16 protein-coding genes are annotated in these 17,982 nt (G+C 68.2%); 13 read left to right on the forward strand and 3 right to left on the reverse strand.

The features are described 5' to 3' along the window. Positions 1-68 precede the first annotated feature (68 nt). The 8 genes from rbfA (at position 69) to dapB (ending at position 8,613) form a co-directional block, all read left to right on the forward strand. Positions 69-569, forward strand: a complete 501-nt coding sequence (rbfA, locus tag FV560_RS12185) for a 30S ribosome-binding factor RbfA (RefSeq protein WP_159621816.1) — start codon at positions 69-71, stop codon at positions 567-569. Next, complete coding sequence (gene truB / locus FV560_RS12190) at positions 566-1,462, forward strand: tRNA pseudouridine(55) synthase TruB (protein ID WP_159621817.1); 897 nt, start codon at positions 566-568, stop codon at positions 1,460-1,462. Before rbfA ends, truB begins: the two co-directional genes overlap by 4 nt. A gap of 41 nt (positions 1,463-1,503) precedes the next feature. Continuing rightward, entirely contained in the window at positions 1,504-2,457 is a 954-nt protein-coding gene (locus tag FV560_RS12195; RefSeq protein ID WP_159621818.1) for an aldo/keto reductase, read from the forward strand. Between the two features lie 132 nt (positions 2,458-2,589). Beyond that, positions 2,590-3,588, forward strand: coding sequence for a bifunctional riboflavin kinase/FAD synthetase (locus FV560_RS12200; RefSeq protein ID WP_159621819.1), 999 nt, complete (start codon positions 2,590-2,592; stop codon positions 3,586-3,588). An 89-nt stretch (positions 3,589-3,677) separates the two neighbouring features. After that, positions 3,678-3,947 (forward strand): 30S ribosomal protein S15, encoded by a 270-nt coding sequence (rpsO, locus tag FV560_RS12205; protein ID WP_159621820.1) that lies wholly within the window; start codon positions 3,678-3,680, stop codon positions 3,945-3,947. Positions 3,948-4,134: 187 nt separating this feature from the next. Then, entirely contained in the window at positions 4,135-6,402 is a 2,268-nt protein-coding gene (locus FV560_RS12210) for a polyribonucleotide nucleotidyltransferase (protein WP_159621821.1), read from the forward strand. A gap of 16 nt (positions 6,403-6,418) precedes the next feature. Further along, the gene (locus FV560_RS12215; protein ID WP_159621822.1) at positions 6,419-7,804 is read left to right on the forward strand and encodes a M16 family metallopeptidase; all 1,386 of its coding nucleotides are present in this window, start codon (positions 6,419-6,421) and stop codon (positions 7,802-7,804) included. A gap of 11 nt (positions 7,805-7,815) precedes the next feature. Further along, the gene (dapB, locus tag FV560_RS12220; protein WP_159621943.1) at positions 7,816-8,613 is read left to right on the forward strand and encodes a 4-hydroxy-tetrahydrodipicolinate reductase; all 798 of its coding nucleotides are present in this window, start codon (positions 7,816-7,818) and stop codon (positions 8,611-8,613) included. A 79-nt stretch (positions 8,614-8,692) separates the two neighbouring features. On the opposite strand, the gene FV560_RS12225 is transcribed toward dapB, so the two are convergent. Then, positions 8,693-9,256 (reverse strand): GNAT family N-acetyltransferase, encoded by a 564-nt coding sequence (locus FV560_RS12225; protein ID WP_159621823.1) that lies wholly within the window; start codon positions 9,254-9,256, stop codon positions 8,693-8,695. A gap of 121 nt (positions 9,257-9,377) precedes the next feature. Here FV560_RS12225 and dapA point away from each other — a divergent pair, with 121 nt between their 5' ends. The 3 genes from dapA (at position 9,378) to FV560_RS12240 (ending at position 12,695) form a co-directional block, all read left to right on the forward strand. Beyond that, on the forward strand, positions 9,378-10,295 hold the full coding sequence (dapA, locus tag FV560_RS12230; protein ID WP_159621824.1) for a 4-hydroxy-tetrahydrodipicolinate synthase: 918 nt from the start codon (positions 9,378-9,380) through the stop codon (positions 10,293-10,295). Then, on the forward strand, positions 10,292-11,977 hold the full coding sequence (locus tag FV560_RS12235) for a ribonuclease J (RefSeq protein WP_159621825.1): 1,686 nt from the start codon (positions 10,292-10,294) through the stop codon (positions 11,975-11,977). Before dapA ends, FV560_RS12235 begins: the two co-directional genes overlap by 4 nt. Positions 11,978-12,080: 103 nt before the next feature. Continuing rightward, on the forward strand, positions 12,081-12,695 hold the full coding sequence (locus FV560_RS12240) for a hypothetical protein (RefSeq protein WP_159621826.1): 615 nt from the start codon (positions 12,081-12,083) through the stop codon (positions 12,693-12,695). 19 nt (positions 12,696-12,714) lie between these two features. Here FV560_RS12240 and FV560_RS12245 read toward each other — a convergent pair whose 3' ends face one another. Beyond that, positions 12,715-13,293 (reverse strand): TetR/AcrR family transcriptional regulator, encoded by a 579-nt coding sequence (locus FV560_RS12245; protein WP_159621827.1) that lies wholly within the window; start codon positions 13,291-13,293, stop codon positions 12,715-12,717. Positions 13,294-13,377: 84 nt separating this feature from the next. On the opposite strand from FV560_RS12245, the gene FV560_RS12250 reads away from it, so the two are divergent. Both FV560_RS12250 and FV560_RS12255 read left to right on the forward strand, forming a co-directional pair. Continuing rightward, on the forward strand, positions 13,378-13,782 hold the full coding sequence (locus FV560_RS12250; RefSeq protein ID WP_159621828.1) for a hypothetical protein: 405 nt from the start codon (positions 13,378-13,380) through the stop codon (positions 13,780-13,782). A gap of 157 nt (positions 13,783-13,939) precedes the next feature. After that, positions 13,940-16,612: an FtsK/SpoIIIE family DNA translocase gene (locus tag FV560_RS12255; RefSeq protein ID WP_159621829.1), complete on the forward strand. Its 2,673-nt coding sequence runs from the start codon at positions 13,940-13,942 to the stop codon at positions 16,610-16,612. Between the two features lie 17 nt (positions 16,613-16,629). Here FV560_RS12255 and FV560_RS12260 read toward each other — a convergent pair whose 3' ends face one another. After that, positions 16,630-17,934 (reverse strand): CapA family protein, encoded by a 1,305-nt coding sequence (locus FV560_RS12260; RefSeq protein WP_235020094.1) that lies wholly within the window; start codon positions 17,932-17,934, stop codon positions 16,630-16,632. Between the last annotated feature and the right edge of the window lie 48 nt (positions 17,935-17,982).

Genomic DNA, 17,982 nt, shown 5'->3' on the forward strand with positions numbered 1-17,982 from the left:
CGCCCGGCCCTCGCAGTCTGCCGCGACGTGGCATGCTGGGGGAACGGACAAGAAGACGAGGACACATCATGGCGGACAGAGCACGGGCCCGGAAGCTGGCGGATGCGATCCAGCAGATCGTCGCGACCATGCTCGACACCCGTATCAAGGATCCTCGGCTGGGGTTCGTGACCGTCACCGATGTGCGCGTGACCGGTGATCTGCAGCACGCGACGATCTTCTACACGGTGCTCGGCAGCGACGAGGAACGGGCAGGGAGTGCTGCGGCGCTCGCGTCCGCCAAGGGTGTCATCCGTTCCGAGGTCGGGCGCCGTACCGGAGTGCGCCTGACCCCCACACTGGAGTTCGTCCCGGACGCCGTCCCGGAGACGGCCGCACACCTGGAGGAGGCGTTGCGCAGCGCCGCCGCCCGGGATGCCGAGCTGGCGCAGCTGCGCGAGAACGCGCAGTATGCCGGGGATGCGGATCCGTACCGCACCCATGAGGACGCTGATGGGGCGGATGAGATCGGCGCAGCCACGGCAGACCCCGCCGGTACGACCGGCGAGGAGCCCGGACGTAGCCGATGAGCGACGGTCTCGTCCTGGTCGACAAGCCGGCCGGCTGGACCAGCCACGATGTCGTGGCACGTGCGAGGCGGCTACTGGCCACTCGCAAGATCGGTCACGCGGGAACGCTGGACCCGATGGCCACTGGTCTGCTCGTGCTCGGCGTCAACCGGGCCACCCGGCTGCTCACGTACCTGGTGGGCGCCGAGAAGGAGTACGTCACCACGATCCGTCTCGGCCAGGAGACGGTCACCGATGACGCTGAGGGCGAGGTCATCCGTACTCCGGGTATCGGCGCTGACGCAGGCTCCGCCGTCAGAGGTGGCCTGGAGGAGGCGGTGGCGGCACTCACCGGTGCCATCGAGCAGATCCCGAGCTCTGTCAGCGCCATCAAAGTGGACGGTCAGCGCTCCTACGCCCGGGTACGCAGCGGGGAGGACGTGAAGCTGGCGCCGCGAGCGGTGACCGTACACACCTTCGACGTGACCGGCGTTCGCCCGGCCCACGCCGACGACGGCACCGAGGTGCTCGACGTCGACGCACGTGTGTCCTGCTCATCGGGGACCTACGTTCGCGCCCTCGCGCGCGATCTCGGGCATGCACTCGGCACAGGAGGGCATCTGACCGCACTGCGACGTACCAGGGTCGGCCCCTTCGATGTGGCCACGGCCGAACGCCTCGAGGCGTCGACCACGACCTTGAGCGTCCTCGACGTCAGCGCGGTGCTCCGGGTGGCCTTCCCGGTCCGGCACCTGTCGGTGGAGGAGGCGCGTGAGATCCGGTTCGGCCGCCGCATCCCTCCGACAGGGACGGATGGGGTGACTGCGGCGCTCGCTCCGGACGGCCGAGGGATCGCTCTGCTGCAGGACGAGGCAGGCCGGGCGCGCCCGGTGCTCGTTCTCGACCCGGCTTGACCGGCACGGTTCGGGACGGCGAAGCCCAGTAGGCTGGTTCCATGCCCACACCTTCCGACCTCGTCAGCGACCTGCGCCCCCTCGGGCGGACCGGGATCTCCGTCAGCCCGCTCACACTCGGTACCTCGGGTATGGGTTCCGGGGTCGAGCCGGGCAGCCCGGCTGAACGGGACGCCGTCGAGCTCGCGACTGCGATGCTGCACGGTCCCGCGGCCGTGGTCGACACCTCGAACGTCTACGGCGGCGGCAACAGTGAGCGCATCCTCGGGCTCGCACTACGGGAGTCCGGGATCGCGCCGGGCCGGCAGATCGTGACCAAGGTCGATGCCGACCCCGAGACCGGTGCGTTCGACCGCGACCGGGTGCTGCGCTCCTACGACGAGAGCCTGGCTCGGCTCGGTGTGGACCGGGTGAGTCTGCTGCACCTGCACGACCCGTACCGGATCGACTTCACCGAGGCGATGGGCCCTCAGGGTGCGGTTGCCGGTCTGCTGGAGCTGCGGGAGTCCGGGGCCGTGGATGCGATCGGTATCGCCGCCGGGAAGGTCTCGGTGGTGGGGCGCTACGTCGAGAGCGACTGCTTCGATGTGCTGCTGACCCACAACCGCTTCACCCTCGTCGAACGGCGGGCCATGACGCTGCTCGAGGCCGCCCGGCAGCGGAAGATGGGCGTCTTCAACGCGGCGCCCTTCGGCGGCTCGTTGCTGGCCCGCGGTTCGGCGAGCGGCGGTACGTACGCCTACCGCCCCGCCCCGCCCGAGCTCGTCGCGCGGGTCCGGCAGCTGGAGCAGATCTGTGCGTCCCACGGGATCGACCTGGCGACGGCGGCCCTGCAGTTCTCGCTTCGGTCACCGCTGGTGGACTCCACCGTCGTGGGCATCTCGCGACCGGAGCGGATCGCAGACCTGGAGCGACGGCGGGCCGTGCAGGTGCCGGACGAGCTCTGGGATGCCATCGACGACCTGGGTGTTCCGCCGTCGGTGGTCGAGGACTGACCCTCCTCGCCGCGGGGCCGGAGCTCGCTGAACTCGCGGGCAGGTGGCACGCTGGGAGGCGCTGCGGGTGAGCCTGCAGCACATGCATGACGTCGACGACGTCACTCACGGCATCGAAGAGATGGGACTCGAGTGGAGCGGTGGTATGGGATCGATCAGGTCCCCGCTGATCTGACCGCGAGTGTGGTCACGATCGGGAACTTCGACGGAGTTCATCTCGGCCACCGGGCCGTGCTCGCCGACGTCGTCGACACCGCTCATGCCCTCGGGTGCCAGTCGGTGGCGGTTACTTTCGATCCGCACCCGGCGGCCGTGCACCGGCCGCAGGAGGCGCCTGAGCTGCTCACCGGTCTCGCGGACCGGCTGGATCTACTTGCTGAGACCGGACTCGATGCCACTCTGGTGATCGCCTACACCGCCGGCTTCGCTGCGCAGTCCCCTGAGGAGTTCGCGCGGCGTACCCTCGTCGACGCGCTCCGGGTCCGCCGGGTGGTGGTCGGCGAGGATGTGCGCTTCGGACGTGACAACAGTGGCGACCGGACGACGATGGTTCAGCTGGGTGAGCGGCTCGGCTTCTCGGTCCAGCTCGTCAAGGACGTCTCCGCTGTGGGCGATCGACGCTGGTCTTCCACCTGGGTGCGTGAACTGCTGGCGGCCGGCGACTGTGCCGGAGCCTCGGCGGTGCTCGGCCGCCCTCACCGCATGCGTGGCAGCGTCGTCCACGGCGAGGCGCGCGGGCGTCAGCTCGGGTTCCCGACGGCGAACCTTGCGACCGACGCGACCGGTACCGTCCCCGCCGACGGCGTCTATGCGGGCTGGCTGCTGTGGGATCCCCGGCATCTGCAGGCGGCTCAACCCCATCGGCTTCCCGCCGCGATCTCCATCGGTACCAACCCGACGTTCGACGGCACCGTGCGCCAGGTGGAGGCGCACGTCCTCGGCCGGCGCGACCTGGATCTCTACGACGAGGAGGTCGTCGTCGAGTTCGTGAGACGTCTGCGTCCCACGGTCCGGTTCGAGGGCTTCGAAGCGCTCGTGGAGCAGATGCGGCGGGACGTGGTCGAGGCGGCCGATGTGCTTGACGTCCCACGTCCGGAACTCCTTCCGGCAGTGCCCGGGGTGATACCCTGACCTTGCCGTCAGATCGGCCGCGGATGTGTCATGCCCGGGTGGACATGCCCCGGTGCTCCGCGCAACGAGTGAATTACGAAGGAGATCCTGTGGCCCTGGAGCCGGACGTCAAGAAGCAGATCATCACCGAGTACGCCACGCATGAGGGCGACACAGGTTCCCCCGAGGTCCAGATCGCGCTGCTGACGCGGCGCATCAGCGACCTCACCGAGCACTTCAAGGAGCACAAGCACGACCACCACTCCCGTCGTGGTCTGTTGTTGCTGGTCGGTCAGCGCCGCCGGCTCCTCGGATACCTGCGCAGCGTCGAGATCGAGCGCTATCGCTCGCTGATCGAACGTCTCGGCATCCGCCGCTGATTCCTGGACCGGCTCGGGCCCCTAGGGTCCGGGCCGGTCGCACGTCCGGGCCGGTGGTCCGGACCGACAACTGCATCACCGACGTACACACCCGGGTTCGCTGGTCCTCGGTAGTGGCTTCCGGACTGACGGTCCGTGAGCCTCGATCGATGACCGCCGGGCCCTTCACCACAGAAGGAGGGCACCCATGGAGGGTCCCGAAATCCAGTTCGCCGAAGCCGTGATCGACAACGGCTCATTCGGCACCCGCACGGTCCGGTTCGAGACCGGTCGCATCGCCAAGCAGGCTTCCGGCTCCGCCGTCGCCTATCTCGACGAGGACACGATGGTCCTGTCGACCACGACGGCCGGCAAGCACCCGAAGGACCACTTCGACTTCTTCCCGCTCACGGTGGACGTGGAGGAGCGCCAGTACGCCGCAGGGAAGATCCCCGGTTCGTTCTTCCGCCGCGAGGGACGTCCCTCGACCGAGGCCATCCTGGCCTGCCGCCTCATCGACCGACCACTGCGTCCGCTGTTCGTCAAGGGACTGCGTAACGAGGTCCAGGTCGTCGAGACCGTGCTGGCGATCCACCCTGACGACGCGTACGACGTCCTGGCCATCAACGGCGCCTCGATGTCCACGCAACTGTCCGGCCTGCCGTTCTCCGGCCCGGTCGGCGCCACCCGGATCGCCCTCGTGGACGGCCAGTGGGTCGCGTTCCCGCGCTACAGCGAACTCGAGCGCGCTGTCTTCTCGATGGTTGTCGCCGGTCGCATCGTGACCGCCGAGGACGGTTCCCAGGATGTGGCGATCGCCATGATCGAGGCCGAGGCGACCGACAATGCCTGGACGCTCATCACCGAGCAGGGCGTGGGCGCCCCCACCGAGGACGTCGTGGCCGAGGGTCTCGAAGCGTCCAAGACCTCCATCCGCGCGCTCGCCGAGGCGCAGATCGCGCTCGCGGGCCAGGCGGCCAAGGAGGTCCAGGAGTTCCCGCTGTTCCCGGACTACGCCGACGATGCATTCGAGGCTGTGGAGGCCCAGGTGGCCGCCAAGCTCTCCGAGGCTCTGGCCATCGCCGGCAAGGCCGAGCGCGAGGCTCGTATCGACGAGATCAAGGACGCCATGCTCGGCGCCCTGCAGGACGGCTTCGACGGTCGGGAGAAGGAACTGTCGGCCGCCTTCCGTCAGGTGACCAAGACCCTGATCCGCAAGCGGATCATCACCGACGGTTTCCGCATCGACGGTCGCGGGCTGCGCGACATCCGGCCCCTCTCGGCCGAGGTGGAGGTGCTGCCCCGGGTACACGGCTCGGCCATCTTCGAGCGCGGAGAGACCCAGATCATGGGCGTCACCACGCTGAACATGCTCAAGATGGAGCAGCAGCTGGACACGTTGTCGCCGCAGACTCGCAAGCGGTACATGCACAACTACAACTTCCCGCCCTACTCCACCGGTGAGACCGGCCGAGTGGGAAGCCCGAAGCGTCGGGAGATCGGCCACGGCGCGCTCGCCGAGCGGGCGATCGTGCCGGTGCTGCCTACGCGCGAGGAGTTCCCGTACGCGATCCGGCAGGTCTCCGAGGCGCTCGGTTCCAACGGGTCCACCTCGATGGGTTCGGTCTGCGCCTCCACGCTCGCACTCTTGAACGCCGGTGTGCCGCTGCGCGCACCGGTGGCAGGTATCGCGATGGGGCTTGTCTCGGACACCATCGACGGTGAGACGCGCTACGCGGCGCTCACCGACATCCTCGGGGCCGAGGACGCCTTCGGCGACATGGACTTCAAGGTCGCTGGTACCCGAGAGTTCGTCACCGCGATCCAGCTCGACACCAAGCTCGACGGGATCCCCGCGCATGTCCTGGCTGGTGCCCTGACGCAGGCCAAGGAGGCGCGTCTGCACATCCTGGACGTCATGGCCGAGGCGATCGACACGCCGGACGAGATGGCCGCCACGGCCCCGCGTGTGATCACCGTGCAGGTTCCGGTTTCCAAGATCGGCGAGGTCATCGGCCCGAAGGGCAAGATGATCAACCAGATTCAGGAGGACACCGGCGCCGACATCTCCATCGAGGACGACGGCACCGTGTTCATCGGTGCCACCGACGGTCCGTCGGCCGAGGCGGCGCGGCAGGCGATCAACGCGATTGCCAACCCGCAGATGCCCGAGGTCGGTGAGCGGTTCATCGGTACGGTCGTCAAGATCATGTCCTTCGGCGCGTTCGTCTCGCTCGCTCCGGGCAAGGACGGCCTGCTTCACATCACCCAGATCCGTCGCCTGGTCGGCGGCAAGCGGGTGGAGTCGGTCGAGGACGTGCTCTCGGTCGGTCAGAAGATCGATGTGGAGCTCGCCGAGATCGACGACCGCGGCAAGCTCTCGTTGCACGCGGTCATCGAGGATGACAAGGCAGCTGAGGAAGCCGAGTCGGCTGACTCGACTGAGTCGGATTCGGCCGCCGAGGCGACGAACTGATCGTGCCGGGTCCGGTATGGCAGAGCTGATCCTGGGTCCGGCCGGCGCGCCGGGCACCGAGCTCACGGTGGAGACCGAAGCAGGTGCCCTCGTGCGCCGGTCGGTGCTCCCGGGTGGTATCCGGGTGCTGACCGAGGCCATGCGCGGTCAGCGCTCGGTGGCCGTGGGAGCCTGGGTGGCCGTCGGTTCGCGTGACGAGACCGACGGCCACCACGGTTCCACCCATTTCCTTGAGCACTTGCTGTTCAAGGGCACACCGCGCAGGGACGCGATGGCGATCGCTTCGGCGTTCGATGCCGTCGGCGGTGAGGCCAACGCGGCCACCGGCAAGGAGCACACGTGCTACTTCGCACGTGTCCTGGACGCCGATCAACCGATGGCCGTGGATGTCATCCTCGACATGGTGACCTCCGCCGTCCTGGATCCGTCCGAGTTCACCAGCGAACGCGAGGTGATCCTCGAAGAGCTCGCCATGAACGAGGACGACCCCGGTGATGTCGCACATGAGCGATTCTCCGCCCAGGTGTTCGGTACACATCCGCTCGGGCGGCCGATCGGCGGCACGCCGGAGACGATCCGTGACGTGCCCAGGGACGCGGTCTTCGAGCACTACCGCCGGACCTATATCCCCTCGGAGCTGGTGGTGACGGCGGCCGGCGGCGTCGACCACGACGAGCTGTGCTCGCAGGTGCTCTCGGCAGTGCGGTCCGGGGGTTGGGATCTGCTCGAGGGGGTACGTCCCGCAGCACGGCGCCGTGCCGGCGGCGATCAGCACGTCGGGGCTTCGGGGGATTTCCCGACCGATCCGAGCATCTTGACCGTGCACCGTTCCACTGAACAGGCGAATGTTCTTCTCGGCGGCCTCGGTCTGCCGGCCGGGGACGAGCGCCGGTTCGAGATGTCTGTGCTCAACGCCGTGCTGGGCGGATCCATGAGCTCGCGGCTGTTCCAGGAAGTGCGCGAGAAGCGTGGCCTGGCGTATGCGGTCTACTCGTTCTCGGGCGGGTTCGCCGATGCTGGCATGTTCGGTCTCTACGCAGGGTGCGCTCCTGGCAAGGTCGAGCAGGTCGTGGATCTGCTCGAGGAGCAGTGGCAGCTCCTGGCCAGTGACCTTGTACCGGTGCAGGAGCTGGAGCGGGGAATCGGTCAGGTGTGCGGCCAGATGGTGCTGGGGCTGGAGGACAACGGCTCCCGGATGTCACGACTGGGCCGCACCGAGATCAGCACCGGCGAACTGCTGACTGTGACCGAGACACTCGATCGCGTACGCGCAGTACGGGCGGAGGACGTCCGGGCGCTGGCGGCAGATCTGCTGGTTCAGCCTCGCCACCTGACGGTCGTGGGCCCGTTCGACTCTGCCTACCGAGGTCAGGGCAGGTTCGAGAAGGGACGTGAGGTATGACCGAGGAGAGTATGCAGGGCACTCGTGCGGAATCCGCTCGGGGTGCAGTGCCGGCTGGGGGAAGCCCCGTGCGGGTCGCCGTCCTGGGAGCAGCCGGCCGGATGGGCAGTACCGTGTGCGGGGCGGTCGAGGAGGCCCCGGATATGGAGCTGGTGGCCCGTCTCGACGTCGGCGACGATATCGAGGTGCTCGCAGGTGTCGCGGATGTCGCCGTGGATTTCACGGTGCCGTCGGCCGCGGAGTCGAATGTGCACGCACTCATCGATGCCGGGGTTCATCCGGTGGTGGGAACCACCGGATGGGATGAGCCAGCGCTGGACCGGGTGCGTGAGCATCTCGGACGAGATGGTCGGGGGCTGGGCGCCCTGATCGCTCCGAACTTCGCTCTCTCGGCCGTCCTCGCCATGCAGTTCGCTGCCCAGGCTGCGCGCTACTTCGAGTCGGTCGAGATCATTGAACTCCATCACCCGAACAAGGTTGACGCCCCCTCCGGTACGGCGGTGCACACGGCACAGGCGGTGGCCCGAGCCCGGGAGGGGATGCCCATGGCTCCGGACGCCACGCAGACCTGTCTCGACGGAGCACGTGGCGCGCGAGTCCATGGCATCCCCGTACACGCAGTCCGGTTGCAAGGGCTGGTCGCCCATGAGGAGATCTTGCTCGGCAACGCGGGTGAGCAGCTGACGATCCGCACGGACAGCTTCGAACGTTCCTCGTTCATGCCCGGGGTGTTGCTCGCGGTGCGAACCGTGAGTTCCCGCCCCGGACTGGCTGTGGGACTGGACGCCTACCTGGACCTGGGACGCTGAGGTCAGCCGCCACAGCTGCGGCGGGACTCGCATCGGGCGCGCTGCTCGCGTGAGCAGACACTCACACGTGAGCGGACACTCACAGCAGGGCCGACCAGGCCTCTTCGCGCACGTGCGTACCGGCCACGTCCAGTATCCGGCGCACGCCGATCGGCTCCAACCCGGCCGTGGCGAGGAAGGCTGAGCGGGCGTCGTCCCCGTCGACGACCCACGCCCGCACGTGGGTAGCGCCGGTCTTGCGCAGGATGTCGGTGCAGGCGGCGAGGAGGCGAGACCCGTGCCCGGCACGGGCATGGCCGGGGTCAACCTCCAGCGCCACGACCTCTCCCGTCTCCTCAGTCCGGGGTGCCGGCGCGAGCGCCGCGAATCCGACAACTTGTGGACCATCGCATGCGGTCAGCATCCGGTGCTTCGCCGAGGGCGGGGACGTGATCGCGGACCGCCAGGCCCGTGCGAACCCGTCGGCGTCGAGTGCATCGAGGGCCGTCTCGGGCAGCGTATCGGCGTGGGCCGCACGCCACGCCCTGGCCTGGATGAGACCCAACGCGGGGGCGTCCCCGGCGACGGATGGCCGGACGGAGACGTCGGCGTGCAGGTCACCGTGGTGATCGGCGGGTCCGGATGACGGGGGAGGCAGATCCATCCGTCCACCCTAGAGGTTCCGCCGGGAACCTCTGAGGCGGTGGCGATACTCACATGCTCTCGCGCGTCCGGGAGCGTGTAAGGGCAGCAGCGGTACCGGTGGACGCGGTAACGTCGTCTCCATGTCCAGTTCGTCGCGCCCGTCGCGCTCTTTCGGTTCCGTCAGCGTCGCCATGGTGACGCCGATGAAACCTGACGGCACGATCGATATCGCCACCTCGCGACGGCTGGCACGCCACCTGGTCGATTCCGGTGCCGACGGTCTGGTGCTCAACGGCACCACCGGCGAGTCACCGACCACGCACCAGCCGGAGAAGGACGAGTTCGTGGCGGCCGTCGTGGACGAGGTCGGTGCTGAGGCGATGATCATCGCCGGCGCCGGCTCGAACGACACCGCTCACGCCGTCCGGATCGCCGAGGCTGCCGAGCGCACCGGTGTGCACGGACTGCTCGTGGTCTCGCCCTACTACAACCGGCCCTCTCAGGAGGGTGTCTACCGCCATCTGCGGGCTATCGTGGAGTCCACCAGCCTTCCAGCGATGCTCTACGACATCCCTGGGCGCACCGGGGTGGCGATCGGCGATGAAATCCTCGACCGCCTCGCCGAGCACCCGCAGATCAGGGCGGTCAAGGACGCCACCGGCAACGTCGCCCAAGGATTCGACCGGATGCGGCGCACGGGTCTGGAGTACTACTCCGGGGACGACAATCTCAATCTCGCCTGGCTGGTGCACGGCGCCTCCGGGCTCGTCTCGGTGGTCAGCCACGTGGAGGCCGGTCGCTACGCCGAGATGGTGGGTGCGGTCGACTCCGGTGACCTGTACCGCGCCCGGGACCTGTCAGCGAAACTGGCGCCGGTGGTCGAGGCGATCATGGGAGGCGGCCAAGGAGCCGTCATGGCCAAGGCAGCGTTGCAGCTGCAGGGTCACCTCCCGCACCGATCGGTCCGCTCGCCGCTCGTCGAGGCAAACGCCGCCGAGATGGCAGACTTGCGCACCGCACTGACCTTGCACGGACTACTTGAGGACTCCGATCGATGAGCCACCCCCACCCTGACCTCAAGCCCCCGGGTCCGCTGGCACCGGGCGCGCTCCGGATCGTCCCGCTCGGCGGTCTCGGCGAGGTCGGGCGGAACATGGCCGTGCTGGAGTTCGATGGCCGACTGCTCGTCATCGACTGTGGCGTGCTGTTCCCCGAGGATCACCAGCCGGGCGTCGACCTGATCCTGCCCGATTTCGGGTATCTCGAGGATCGGATGGACCAGATCGAGGCGATCGTGCTCACCCACGGGCACGAGGACCACATCGGTGCCGTGCCCTATCTGCTGCGGCTGCGCAAGGACATCCCGCTGATCGGCTCGAAGCTGTCGCTGGCGTTCGTGGCGGCCAAGCTCAAGGAGCACCGGATCAAGCCGGTGCTTCGTGAGGTTGCCGAAGGACAGCGCCGGACATTCGGGGTGTTCGACCTCGAGTTCGTGGCCGTCAACCACTCGATCCCAGATGCACTGGCCGTCGCGGTGCGCACGCCGGCGGGAATGGTTCTCCACACCGGTGACTTCAAGATGGACCAGCTCCCGCTGGACTCACGGATCACGGACCTGAGGGCCTTCGCCCGCCTCGGCGAAGAGGGTGTCGATCTGTTCATGACCGACTCGACGAACGCCGAGGTGCCGGGGTTCACGACCTCCGAGCGCGACATCGGCCCGGTGCTGGACTCCGTGTTCGCACAGGCGGAGGGCCGGATCGTGGTTGCCTCCTTCTCCTCGCACGTGCACCGCGTTCAGCAGGTGCTGGACGCGGCAGACGCCCATGGTCGGCGTGTCGCCCTGGTTGGCCGGTCGATGGTACGGAACATGACGATCGCCTCCGAGCTCGGATATCTGAACGTGCCTGACGGAGTGCTGATCGACGTCAAGAAGATCGACGATCTGCCCGAGGACCGGATGGTGCTCATGTGCACCGGGTCTCAGGGTGAGCCGATGGCGGCGCTGTCGCGGATCGCGAACCGGGACCACCGGGTCTCGGTCGGCCCGGGCGACACCGTGATCCTGGCCTCCTCCCTCATCCCGGGGAACGAGAACGCCGTCTTCCGGATCATCAACGGGTTGATCCGTCTCGGTGCCAAGGTCGTGCATCAGGCCAACGCCCGTGTCCACGTCTCCGGGCACGCCTCAGCAGGGGAACTGCTCTACTGCTACAACATCGTGCGCCCCAAGAACGTGATGCCGGTGCACGGTGAGGTGCGTCATCTCGTGGCGAACGGCGCGCTCGCCGTCAAGACCGGAGTGCCGCCTGAGCGGGTCGTGCTGGCTGAGGACGGCGTTGTCGTCGACCTCGTGGACGGTAGGGCGAAGATCGCCGGCGCCGTCCCGTGCGGGTACATCTACGTCGACGGTTCGTCGGTCGGAGGTGTGACCGAAGCCGAACTGAAAGACCGGCGGATCCTTGGTGAAGAGGGCTTCATCTCCATCTTCGTCGTCGTCAACTCCTCGAGTGGAGAGGTCGTCGCCGGCCCGGAGCTGCACGTTCGTGGTGTCGCCGAGGGTGAGGACAAGCTGGCCGCGATCGTGCCCGAGATCACCAAGGCGCTCACCGAGGCGGCCGCCGGTGGGAATGCCGATACGCACCAGTTGCAGCAGGTGGTGCGCCGTGTTGTCGGCCGCTTCGCCTCGAGCAAGCTCAAGCGGCGCCCGATGATCATTCCGGTGGTCGTGGAGTCCTGAGTTCGTCGGTCACAATTCGGTGACTGTTGAGCGCGCGGTCGACCACGGGCGCGTGCGCCATGACAGGATCGTGCCCATCTGGTCATGACCTCGGGAGATGCCGATGCGCCGCCCTGCCCTGCTGGCCGCCTTAGCCGTCCTTGTCGTGCCTGTCCTGGCCGGGTGCACCCCGGACACGGGGGTGGGATCCGGTGTCGAGACCAGTGCGTCTGCCGAGGCGAGCCAGACTCCGACGGCGTCGGCTGAGTCCACCGATCCCTCACCGCAGGAGTCGGAGCCGGTGGAGCCGGAGGAGACATCCGCACCGACCGGGCCCCAGGAATGTGGTCAGGTGATCTCCACGATCGGGGAGACGGTGACGGTGGAGATCATCGCCGGGGACGTGGACTGCGTCTTCGCTGAGGAACTGCTCGACACCTACTACAACGATCCTCCATCGATCCCGGAGGGCAGTGGCGCCTATCTCGCCATCGGGGACTGGGAGTGCAACTCATCGTCCAGCCAGGAGCCGGGTCGCGCTTCCACCTGTCGCACGCAGGACGGTGGCGAGATCGTCACCTGGCCGGCCGATCGCGCACCGTCGACACCGGCGTCCGGTGGCTACTGCGAGCAGATCGATCAGCCCACGCTCGACCAGCTCTTTGGCGACGATCCCTACGATGAGCAGGTGTGTGAGACCTACATCGGCGGCGAGACGGCGATCGACCAGCAGGAGTAGCCGTCGCCCCGCGATGGTGTCAACGGCCGGACCGGTAGGCATCGGCGAGCAGGGTCTCGCGGAAGACCTCCTCGCCGTTCTCGCTGGTGTCGCCCTCGGGCAGGAGGCCGTAGAGTTCCAGGCTGACCAGACCGTGGACGAGCGCCCACAGGCGCAACGCCTCGGCCTTGAGGGGGGCCGGTGAGAGGTCCGGGTGGACTCGGGCGACGGCGTCGAGAAGGATGCCAAAGGTGGGTTCGCTGACGCTGTCGCTGCCTGCGCGCAGGTCCGAACCGAACAGCACCCGGTAGAAGTGCGGGTCGGCGAGTGCACTGGCCCGATAGGCGAGTCCGAGGGCGAGCAGATCGGCCCGTGCGTCGGTCGTGCGGGGGACGGCCGCGAGATGGTCGTGGAAGCGCGCGAATCCCTCGGCGACGACGGCATCGAGCAACTGGTCACGACTGCCGAACAAGGTGTAGATGGCCGCGGTCGTGGTCTCACATGCCGCGGCGAGAGTGCGCAGTGAGAGTCCAGGAGGGCCTGCGGCGGACAATTGCTCCGAGGCGTGGTTCAGCAGGCGACGGCGAAGCGCGTCGTCGTACTGGCGTGGTCGGGCCATGGGGTCACGATACGGCCTTGACAGGCGTTTCCACACACTGTTTGCTAACGGTGTTAGGTAACCGCTCTCGACTCTGGAGCCCCGATGATCCTCTCGCCCGACGCCCAGGTCACCGCTGGGATCGTGCTGCTCGCCGCCGTCACCGTGACTTCCGGTGGCGCCTTCCTCGCGCGCATGGCCTCCGGCGGCATCCCCGCCACCGATTTCCAGCGCTCGTTCTTCCGCGCTGGTCACGGCCACGCGGGAGTGCTGATCGTGTTCGGCCTCGTCTGCCTGATGCTCGCCGAAGCCACCACGCTGACCGGAGTGGCGCTCTGGCTGGCGCGGACCGGGGTGCTGATCTCCGCTATCGTGATGCCGGCGGGCTTCTTCTTCGCTGCCATGGGGCGTGGGCGCACCCGCCCCAATCGCTGGATCGTGCTCGTGGTCGCCGGTGGTGTGCTGCTGGCAGCAGGGCTGGTGACTCTCGCCGTCGGGCTCCTCATGTAGCGCGAGGCCTCAGTGCGGGCCGGCTGGATCCTGTCCGATCAGGGTGCGATCTGGGCGCTTGGGCGTGTCAGACGGCGCGCCTGCAGGCCTCGCCTGGTTGAGTGGGTTGCGACAGGCCTGTCTCGGCATGCCTGATTGAGGAGGGACGAGACATATCATGGCGACCCGGACGACTTCCCCCGGACGGTCCGCCGCACCAGGACGGAAGAAGAGCGCGACCGCGGGCAGCAGCAAGTCCCGGTCGGGTTCGTCGACGTCCCGCGGTCGCGGCCAGCAGCCGTCGAAGCCTGCCCTGCCGATTCGGATCGTGCGTGGCCTGTGGATGGGTACGGCGCACGTGATCGGTGGAACGGCACGTTCGATCGGCTCCGGCGCCAAGGGTCTCGACCCGGCCCACCGCCGCGACGGACTGGCGTTCCTGCTCCTGGCGTTCGCCGTGATCGTCGCTGTCCGTGAGTGGTTCGGCCTCTCCGGGACCGCAGGGGAGTGGGTCCATGCTGCTGCCGCCGGGGGTGTAGGCGTCCTCGCCGTAGCGATCCCGGTGATCCTGGTCTTCCTCGCCGTCCGGTTGATGCGTCATCCGGACCGACCTGAGGTGAACGGCCGGATCACGATCGGGTTGAGCGCGATCGTCGTGGCCGTGTGCGGCCTCGTGCACGTGGCGTCCGGACGCCCGGCCCCTCCGGACTGGTTCGACGTGTTCGCAGCGGGCGGCCTCATCGGATGGGTCGCGGCGAACCCCCTATCGACAGCACTGACGATCTGGGTGGCCATCCCGCTGCTGTCACTGCTGGGCTTCTTCGGCCTGCTCGTCGTGACCGCGACACCGGTGGCCTCGATCCCGCGCCGCTTCCGGCAGGGATTCGACTGGATCTCCGGCCGTGACATCGACGCTGATGCCGACGCCGACGATGACCTCGCCCGTGACGATGACGCCATCGGGGCTCTCGAGCCCGGGGATGAGAGGAACGACGCCGCCGCCCGCGCTGCGGTCAGACGACGTAGGAAGGCGGAGGCGAAGGAGAAGGCGAGCGCCGCCGTCGAGCCGGGTACCTACCACGGGGACGAGGCGTTCGAGCAGGCCGCGCAGATCGCGGCGGACAACGAAGCCGCGGCGGCGTCTGCGGCCGCCCAGGGCCCCCAGACGACGGGGCAGCCAGAAGCGGACGAGGACCTCACGCCACCGCCGACCGAAGCGCTGCCCGCCAGGGCTGAGCAGCTGGTCCTCGACCCCGGGCTGACCTACACACTCCCGGGTGACGACGTACTGCTCCAGGGCCCTCCGCACAAGACCCGTTCAGCGGCCAACGATCGCGTGGTCGAGGCCCTGACCACCGTCCTGACCGATTTCGGTGTCAACGCCGAGGTCACCGGCTTCACCCGCGGACCGACCGTCACCCGCTACGAGGTGGAGCTCGGAGCAGGTGTGAAGGTCGAACGTGTCACGGCACTGAGCAAGAACATCGCCTACGCTGTCGCCTCCGCCGATGTGCGGATCCTCTCCCCGATCCCGGGCAAGAAGGCGATCGGTATCGAGATCCCGAATGCCGACCGCGAGACGGTGGCACTCGGTGATGTGCTCCGCTCCGGCCCCGCCCGCCGTACTGAGCATCCGATGGTGATGGGCGTGGGCAAGGACGTCGAGGGGGGCTACGTGGTGGCTAACCTCGCGAAGATGCCGCACATGCTGGTGGCCGGTGCCACCGGTGCCGGTAAGTCCTCGTTCGTGAACTCCATGATCACCTCGATCATGATGCGGGCCACACCCGAAGAGGTCCGGATGGTGCTGGTGGACCCCAAGCGGGTGGAGTTGACCATCTACGAGGGCATCCCGCACTTGATCACCCCGATCATCACCAGCCCCAAGAAGGCCGCCGAGGCGCTGGAGTGGGTGGTGCGCGAGATGGACACCCGCTATGACGATCTCGCCACGTACGGCTATAAGCACCTCGATGACTTCAACGCCGGCGTGCGCAGCGGGAAGGTGCAGCCGCTGCCGGGCAGCGAACGCAAGATCACGCCGTACCCGTACCTGCTGGTCATCGTCGACGAGCTCGCCGACCTGATGATGGTTGCTCCGCGAGATGTCGAAGCCTCCATCCAGCGCATCACCCAACTCGCCCGGGCCGCCGGTATCCACCTGGTGCTCGCCACCCAGCGGCCGAGCGTCGATGTGGTCACCGGGTTGATCAAGGCCAACGTCCCGTCGCGGCTGGCGTTCGCGACGTCCTCCCTCGCCGATTCCCGCGTGGTACTCGATCAACCGGGTGCCGAGAAACTCATCGGGCAGGGTGATGCCCTGTTCCTGCCGATGGGTGCAGCCAAGCCGATGCGCGTGCAGGGTGCGTGGGTCACCGAGTCGGAGATTCACGAGGTTGTCGAGCACGTCAAGAGCCAGCTGAAGCCGAACTACCGCGAGGACGTCATCGTCCCGCAGGCCAAGAAGCAGGTCGACGAGGACATCGGAGACGACCTCGACCTGCTGCTGCAAGCCGCAGAACTGGTGGTGACCACCCAGTTCGGTTCCACCTCGATGCTGCAGCGCAAGCTCCGCGTCGGGTTCGCCAAGGCCGGACGTCTCATGGACCTGCTGGAATCGCGCGAGATCGTCGGCCCGTCGGAAGGGTCGAAGGCGCGCGATGTGTTGGTCCAGCCCGACGATCTGCCGGCCACGCTGGCCACGCTACGTGGCGAGACACCGCCGGCAGCCTCCGGCGAGGGTGAGGACGTCTACGATGACAGCGCCGCCGAGGTCGTGACCGACTATTCCGACGGAGCGGACGGGGCCGGCGACTCCGAGGATGCCTGGTCACTCACCGACCGGGCGTGACCGGCCGGCGTTGAGGGTCACGAGCGCGGCACGACCTCCGGCTCCGGGCCCGTCGGTTCGGGCGGATCGGTCCGCTCTGTGAAGGTGGCACCGGCGGACTGATCCATCACCTCGCGCACACCAGCGTCACGGGAGGTGAGCACCGGCTCTGAGAGCGTGACCTCCTGGGTCAGTTCCGCGGGGACCTGCCCGGCGAGCAGCGCGGCGAGTGGGTAGACGTGCTGACCACCCACTCGATCGACCGTCATCGCCGACCACTCCATCCCGGTCACCCGCACGGGGCCGGCGGCTGGTGCCTCGACCGTGGCCGTCATGAACAGGCCCGTCGCGGTCTGCGGGACGCAGCAGGCGTCGTCCTGGTTGGAGATGAAGTTCCCCAACGACCAGGCGACCCACAGCCCCGAACCGTCAGGGCCGCCGTCGAGGAGCTCGAACGGCTGCGGCACGTGCGGGTGGTTTCCGATGATCAGGTCGATCTCGCCGGAGGCGGCAAGCGCCTCGGCGAGGGCCCGCTGCTCCTCGTTCGGGGCGGACTGGTACTCCAGCCCCCAGTGCAGTGTCGCCACGACCAGATCGGCGCCCTCTGCCCGGGCCGACCGCGCCTGCTCGGTGAGCGTGTCGGCGTCCAGCAGGCTCACCGACCACGGGGCGTCGTCGGGGATCGGTAGCCCGTTGGTGCCGTAGGTGCCACCCAGCTGGGCGACGGTGATGGTGCGTCCACCGCGCTCGAGCCGGTACAACTGCGGTGCGGCGGCCTCATCCTGGCTCCGGGCGGTACCGGCGTGCCCCAGGCCGACATCGTCGAAGACGTCCAGGGTGTAGGCGAGGTTGTCGTAGCCGCGATCAAGGGAGTGATTGGTGCCGGTGGAGCAGCCGTCCCAGCCGAGGTCGGCGAGATTCCCGGGGAGCTGGTCCGGGGCTCCGAACAGTGGGTACCCGGTGGGTTCCTCGTCCGGAAGCGAGAGTGGCACCTCCATATTGCACAGCGCCAGGTCGGCCCCCGAGCTCCAGGGGCGGGTGGCCTCCAGCATCGGGGTGAAGTCGTACCCGTCCGTGGTCCGTGCCTCACCGATGGGGGTGTCGTGGGGGAGGACATCGCCGGTGGCACCGATCGTGAAGACGACGTCCTCGACCGGATCCGCTTCAGGGGGAGAGGAGGGGGAGGGCTCGGCTGCCGGAGCGGTGGGAGCCGTCGTCGGCGTGGGGGCCGGATCGTCGTCACCGCGTGGCAAGGACAGGGCTAGCGCGACGGTGCCTCCGATGATCACGATGAGGGTGAGAATTGCTGGGATGAGCCAGCCACGGCGGGGGTTCGTAGGCACGGGGCACAGGGTACCGGCGGGATCTGAACGCCCGTGCACCTGCCGCCG

The sequence above is a fragment of the Ruania rhizosphaerae genome, assembly GCF_009805705.1.
Taxonomy (GTDB): domain Bacteria; phylum Actinomycetota; class Actinomycetes; order Actinomycetales; family Beutenbergiaceae; genus Ruania; species Ruania rhizosphaerae.

Bases quoted from the DNA above. Each gene is read 5' to 3' on its own strand.
- FV560_RS12250 (WP_159621828.1), top strand. From the start codon at position 13,378: ATGATCCTCTCGCCCGACGCCCAGGTCACCGCTGGGATCGTGCTGCTC.
- FV560_RS12255 (WP_159621829.1), top strand. From the start codon at position 13,940: ATGGCGACCCGGACGACTTCCCCCGGACGGTCCGCCGCACCAGGACGG.
- FV560_RS12245 (WP_159621827.1), bottom strand. From the start codon at position 13,293: ATGGCCCGACCACGCCAGTACGACGACGCGCTTCGCCGTCGCCTGCTG.
- dapA (WP_159621824.1), top strand. From the start codon at position 9,378: ATGTCCAGTTCGTCGCGCCCGTCGCGCTCTTTCGGTTCCGTCAGCGTC.
- dapB (WP_159621943.1), top strand. From the start codon at position 7,816: ATGCAGGGCACTCGTGCGGAATCCGCTCGGGGTGCAGTGCCGGCTGGG.
- truB (WP_159621817.1), top strand. From the start codon at position 566: ATGAGCGACGGTCTCGTCCTGGTCGACAAGCCGGCCGGCTGGACCAGC.
- FV560_RS12240 (WP_159621826.1), top strand. From the start codon at position 12,081: ATGCGCCGCCCTGCCCTGCTGGCCGCCTTAGCCGTCCTTGTCGTGCCT.
- FV560_RS12210 (WP_159621821.1), top strand. From the start codon at position 4,135: ATGGAGGGTCCCGAAATCCAGTTCGCCGAAGCCGTGATCGACAACGGC.
- FV560_RS12235 (WP_159621825.1), top strand. From the start codon at position 10,292: ATGAGCCACCCCCACCCTGACCTCAAGCCCCCGGGTCCGCTGGCACCG.
- rbfA (WP_159621816.1), top strand. From the start codon at position 69: ATGGCGGACAGAGCACGGGCCCGGAAGCTGGCGGATGCGATCCAGCAG.
- FV560_RS12225 (WP_159621823.1), bottom strand. From the start codon at position 9,256: ATGGATCTGCCTCCCCCGTCATCCGGACCCGCCGATCACCACGGTGAC.
- FV560_RS12215 (WP_159621822.1), top strand. From the start codon at position 6,419: ATGGCAGAGCTGATCCTGGGTCCGGCCGGCGCGCCGGGCACCGAGCTC.
- FV560_RS12195 (WP_159621818.1), top strand. From the start codon at position 1,504: ATGCCCACACCTTCCGACCTCGTCAGCGACCTGCGCCCCCTCGGGCGG.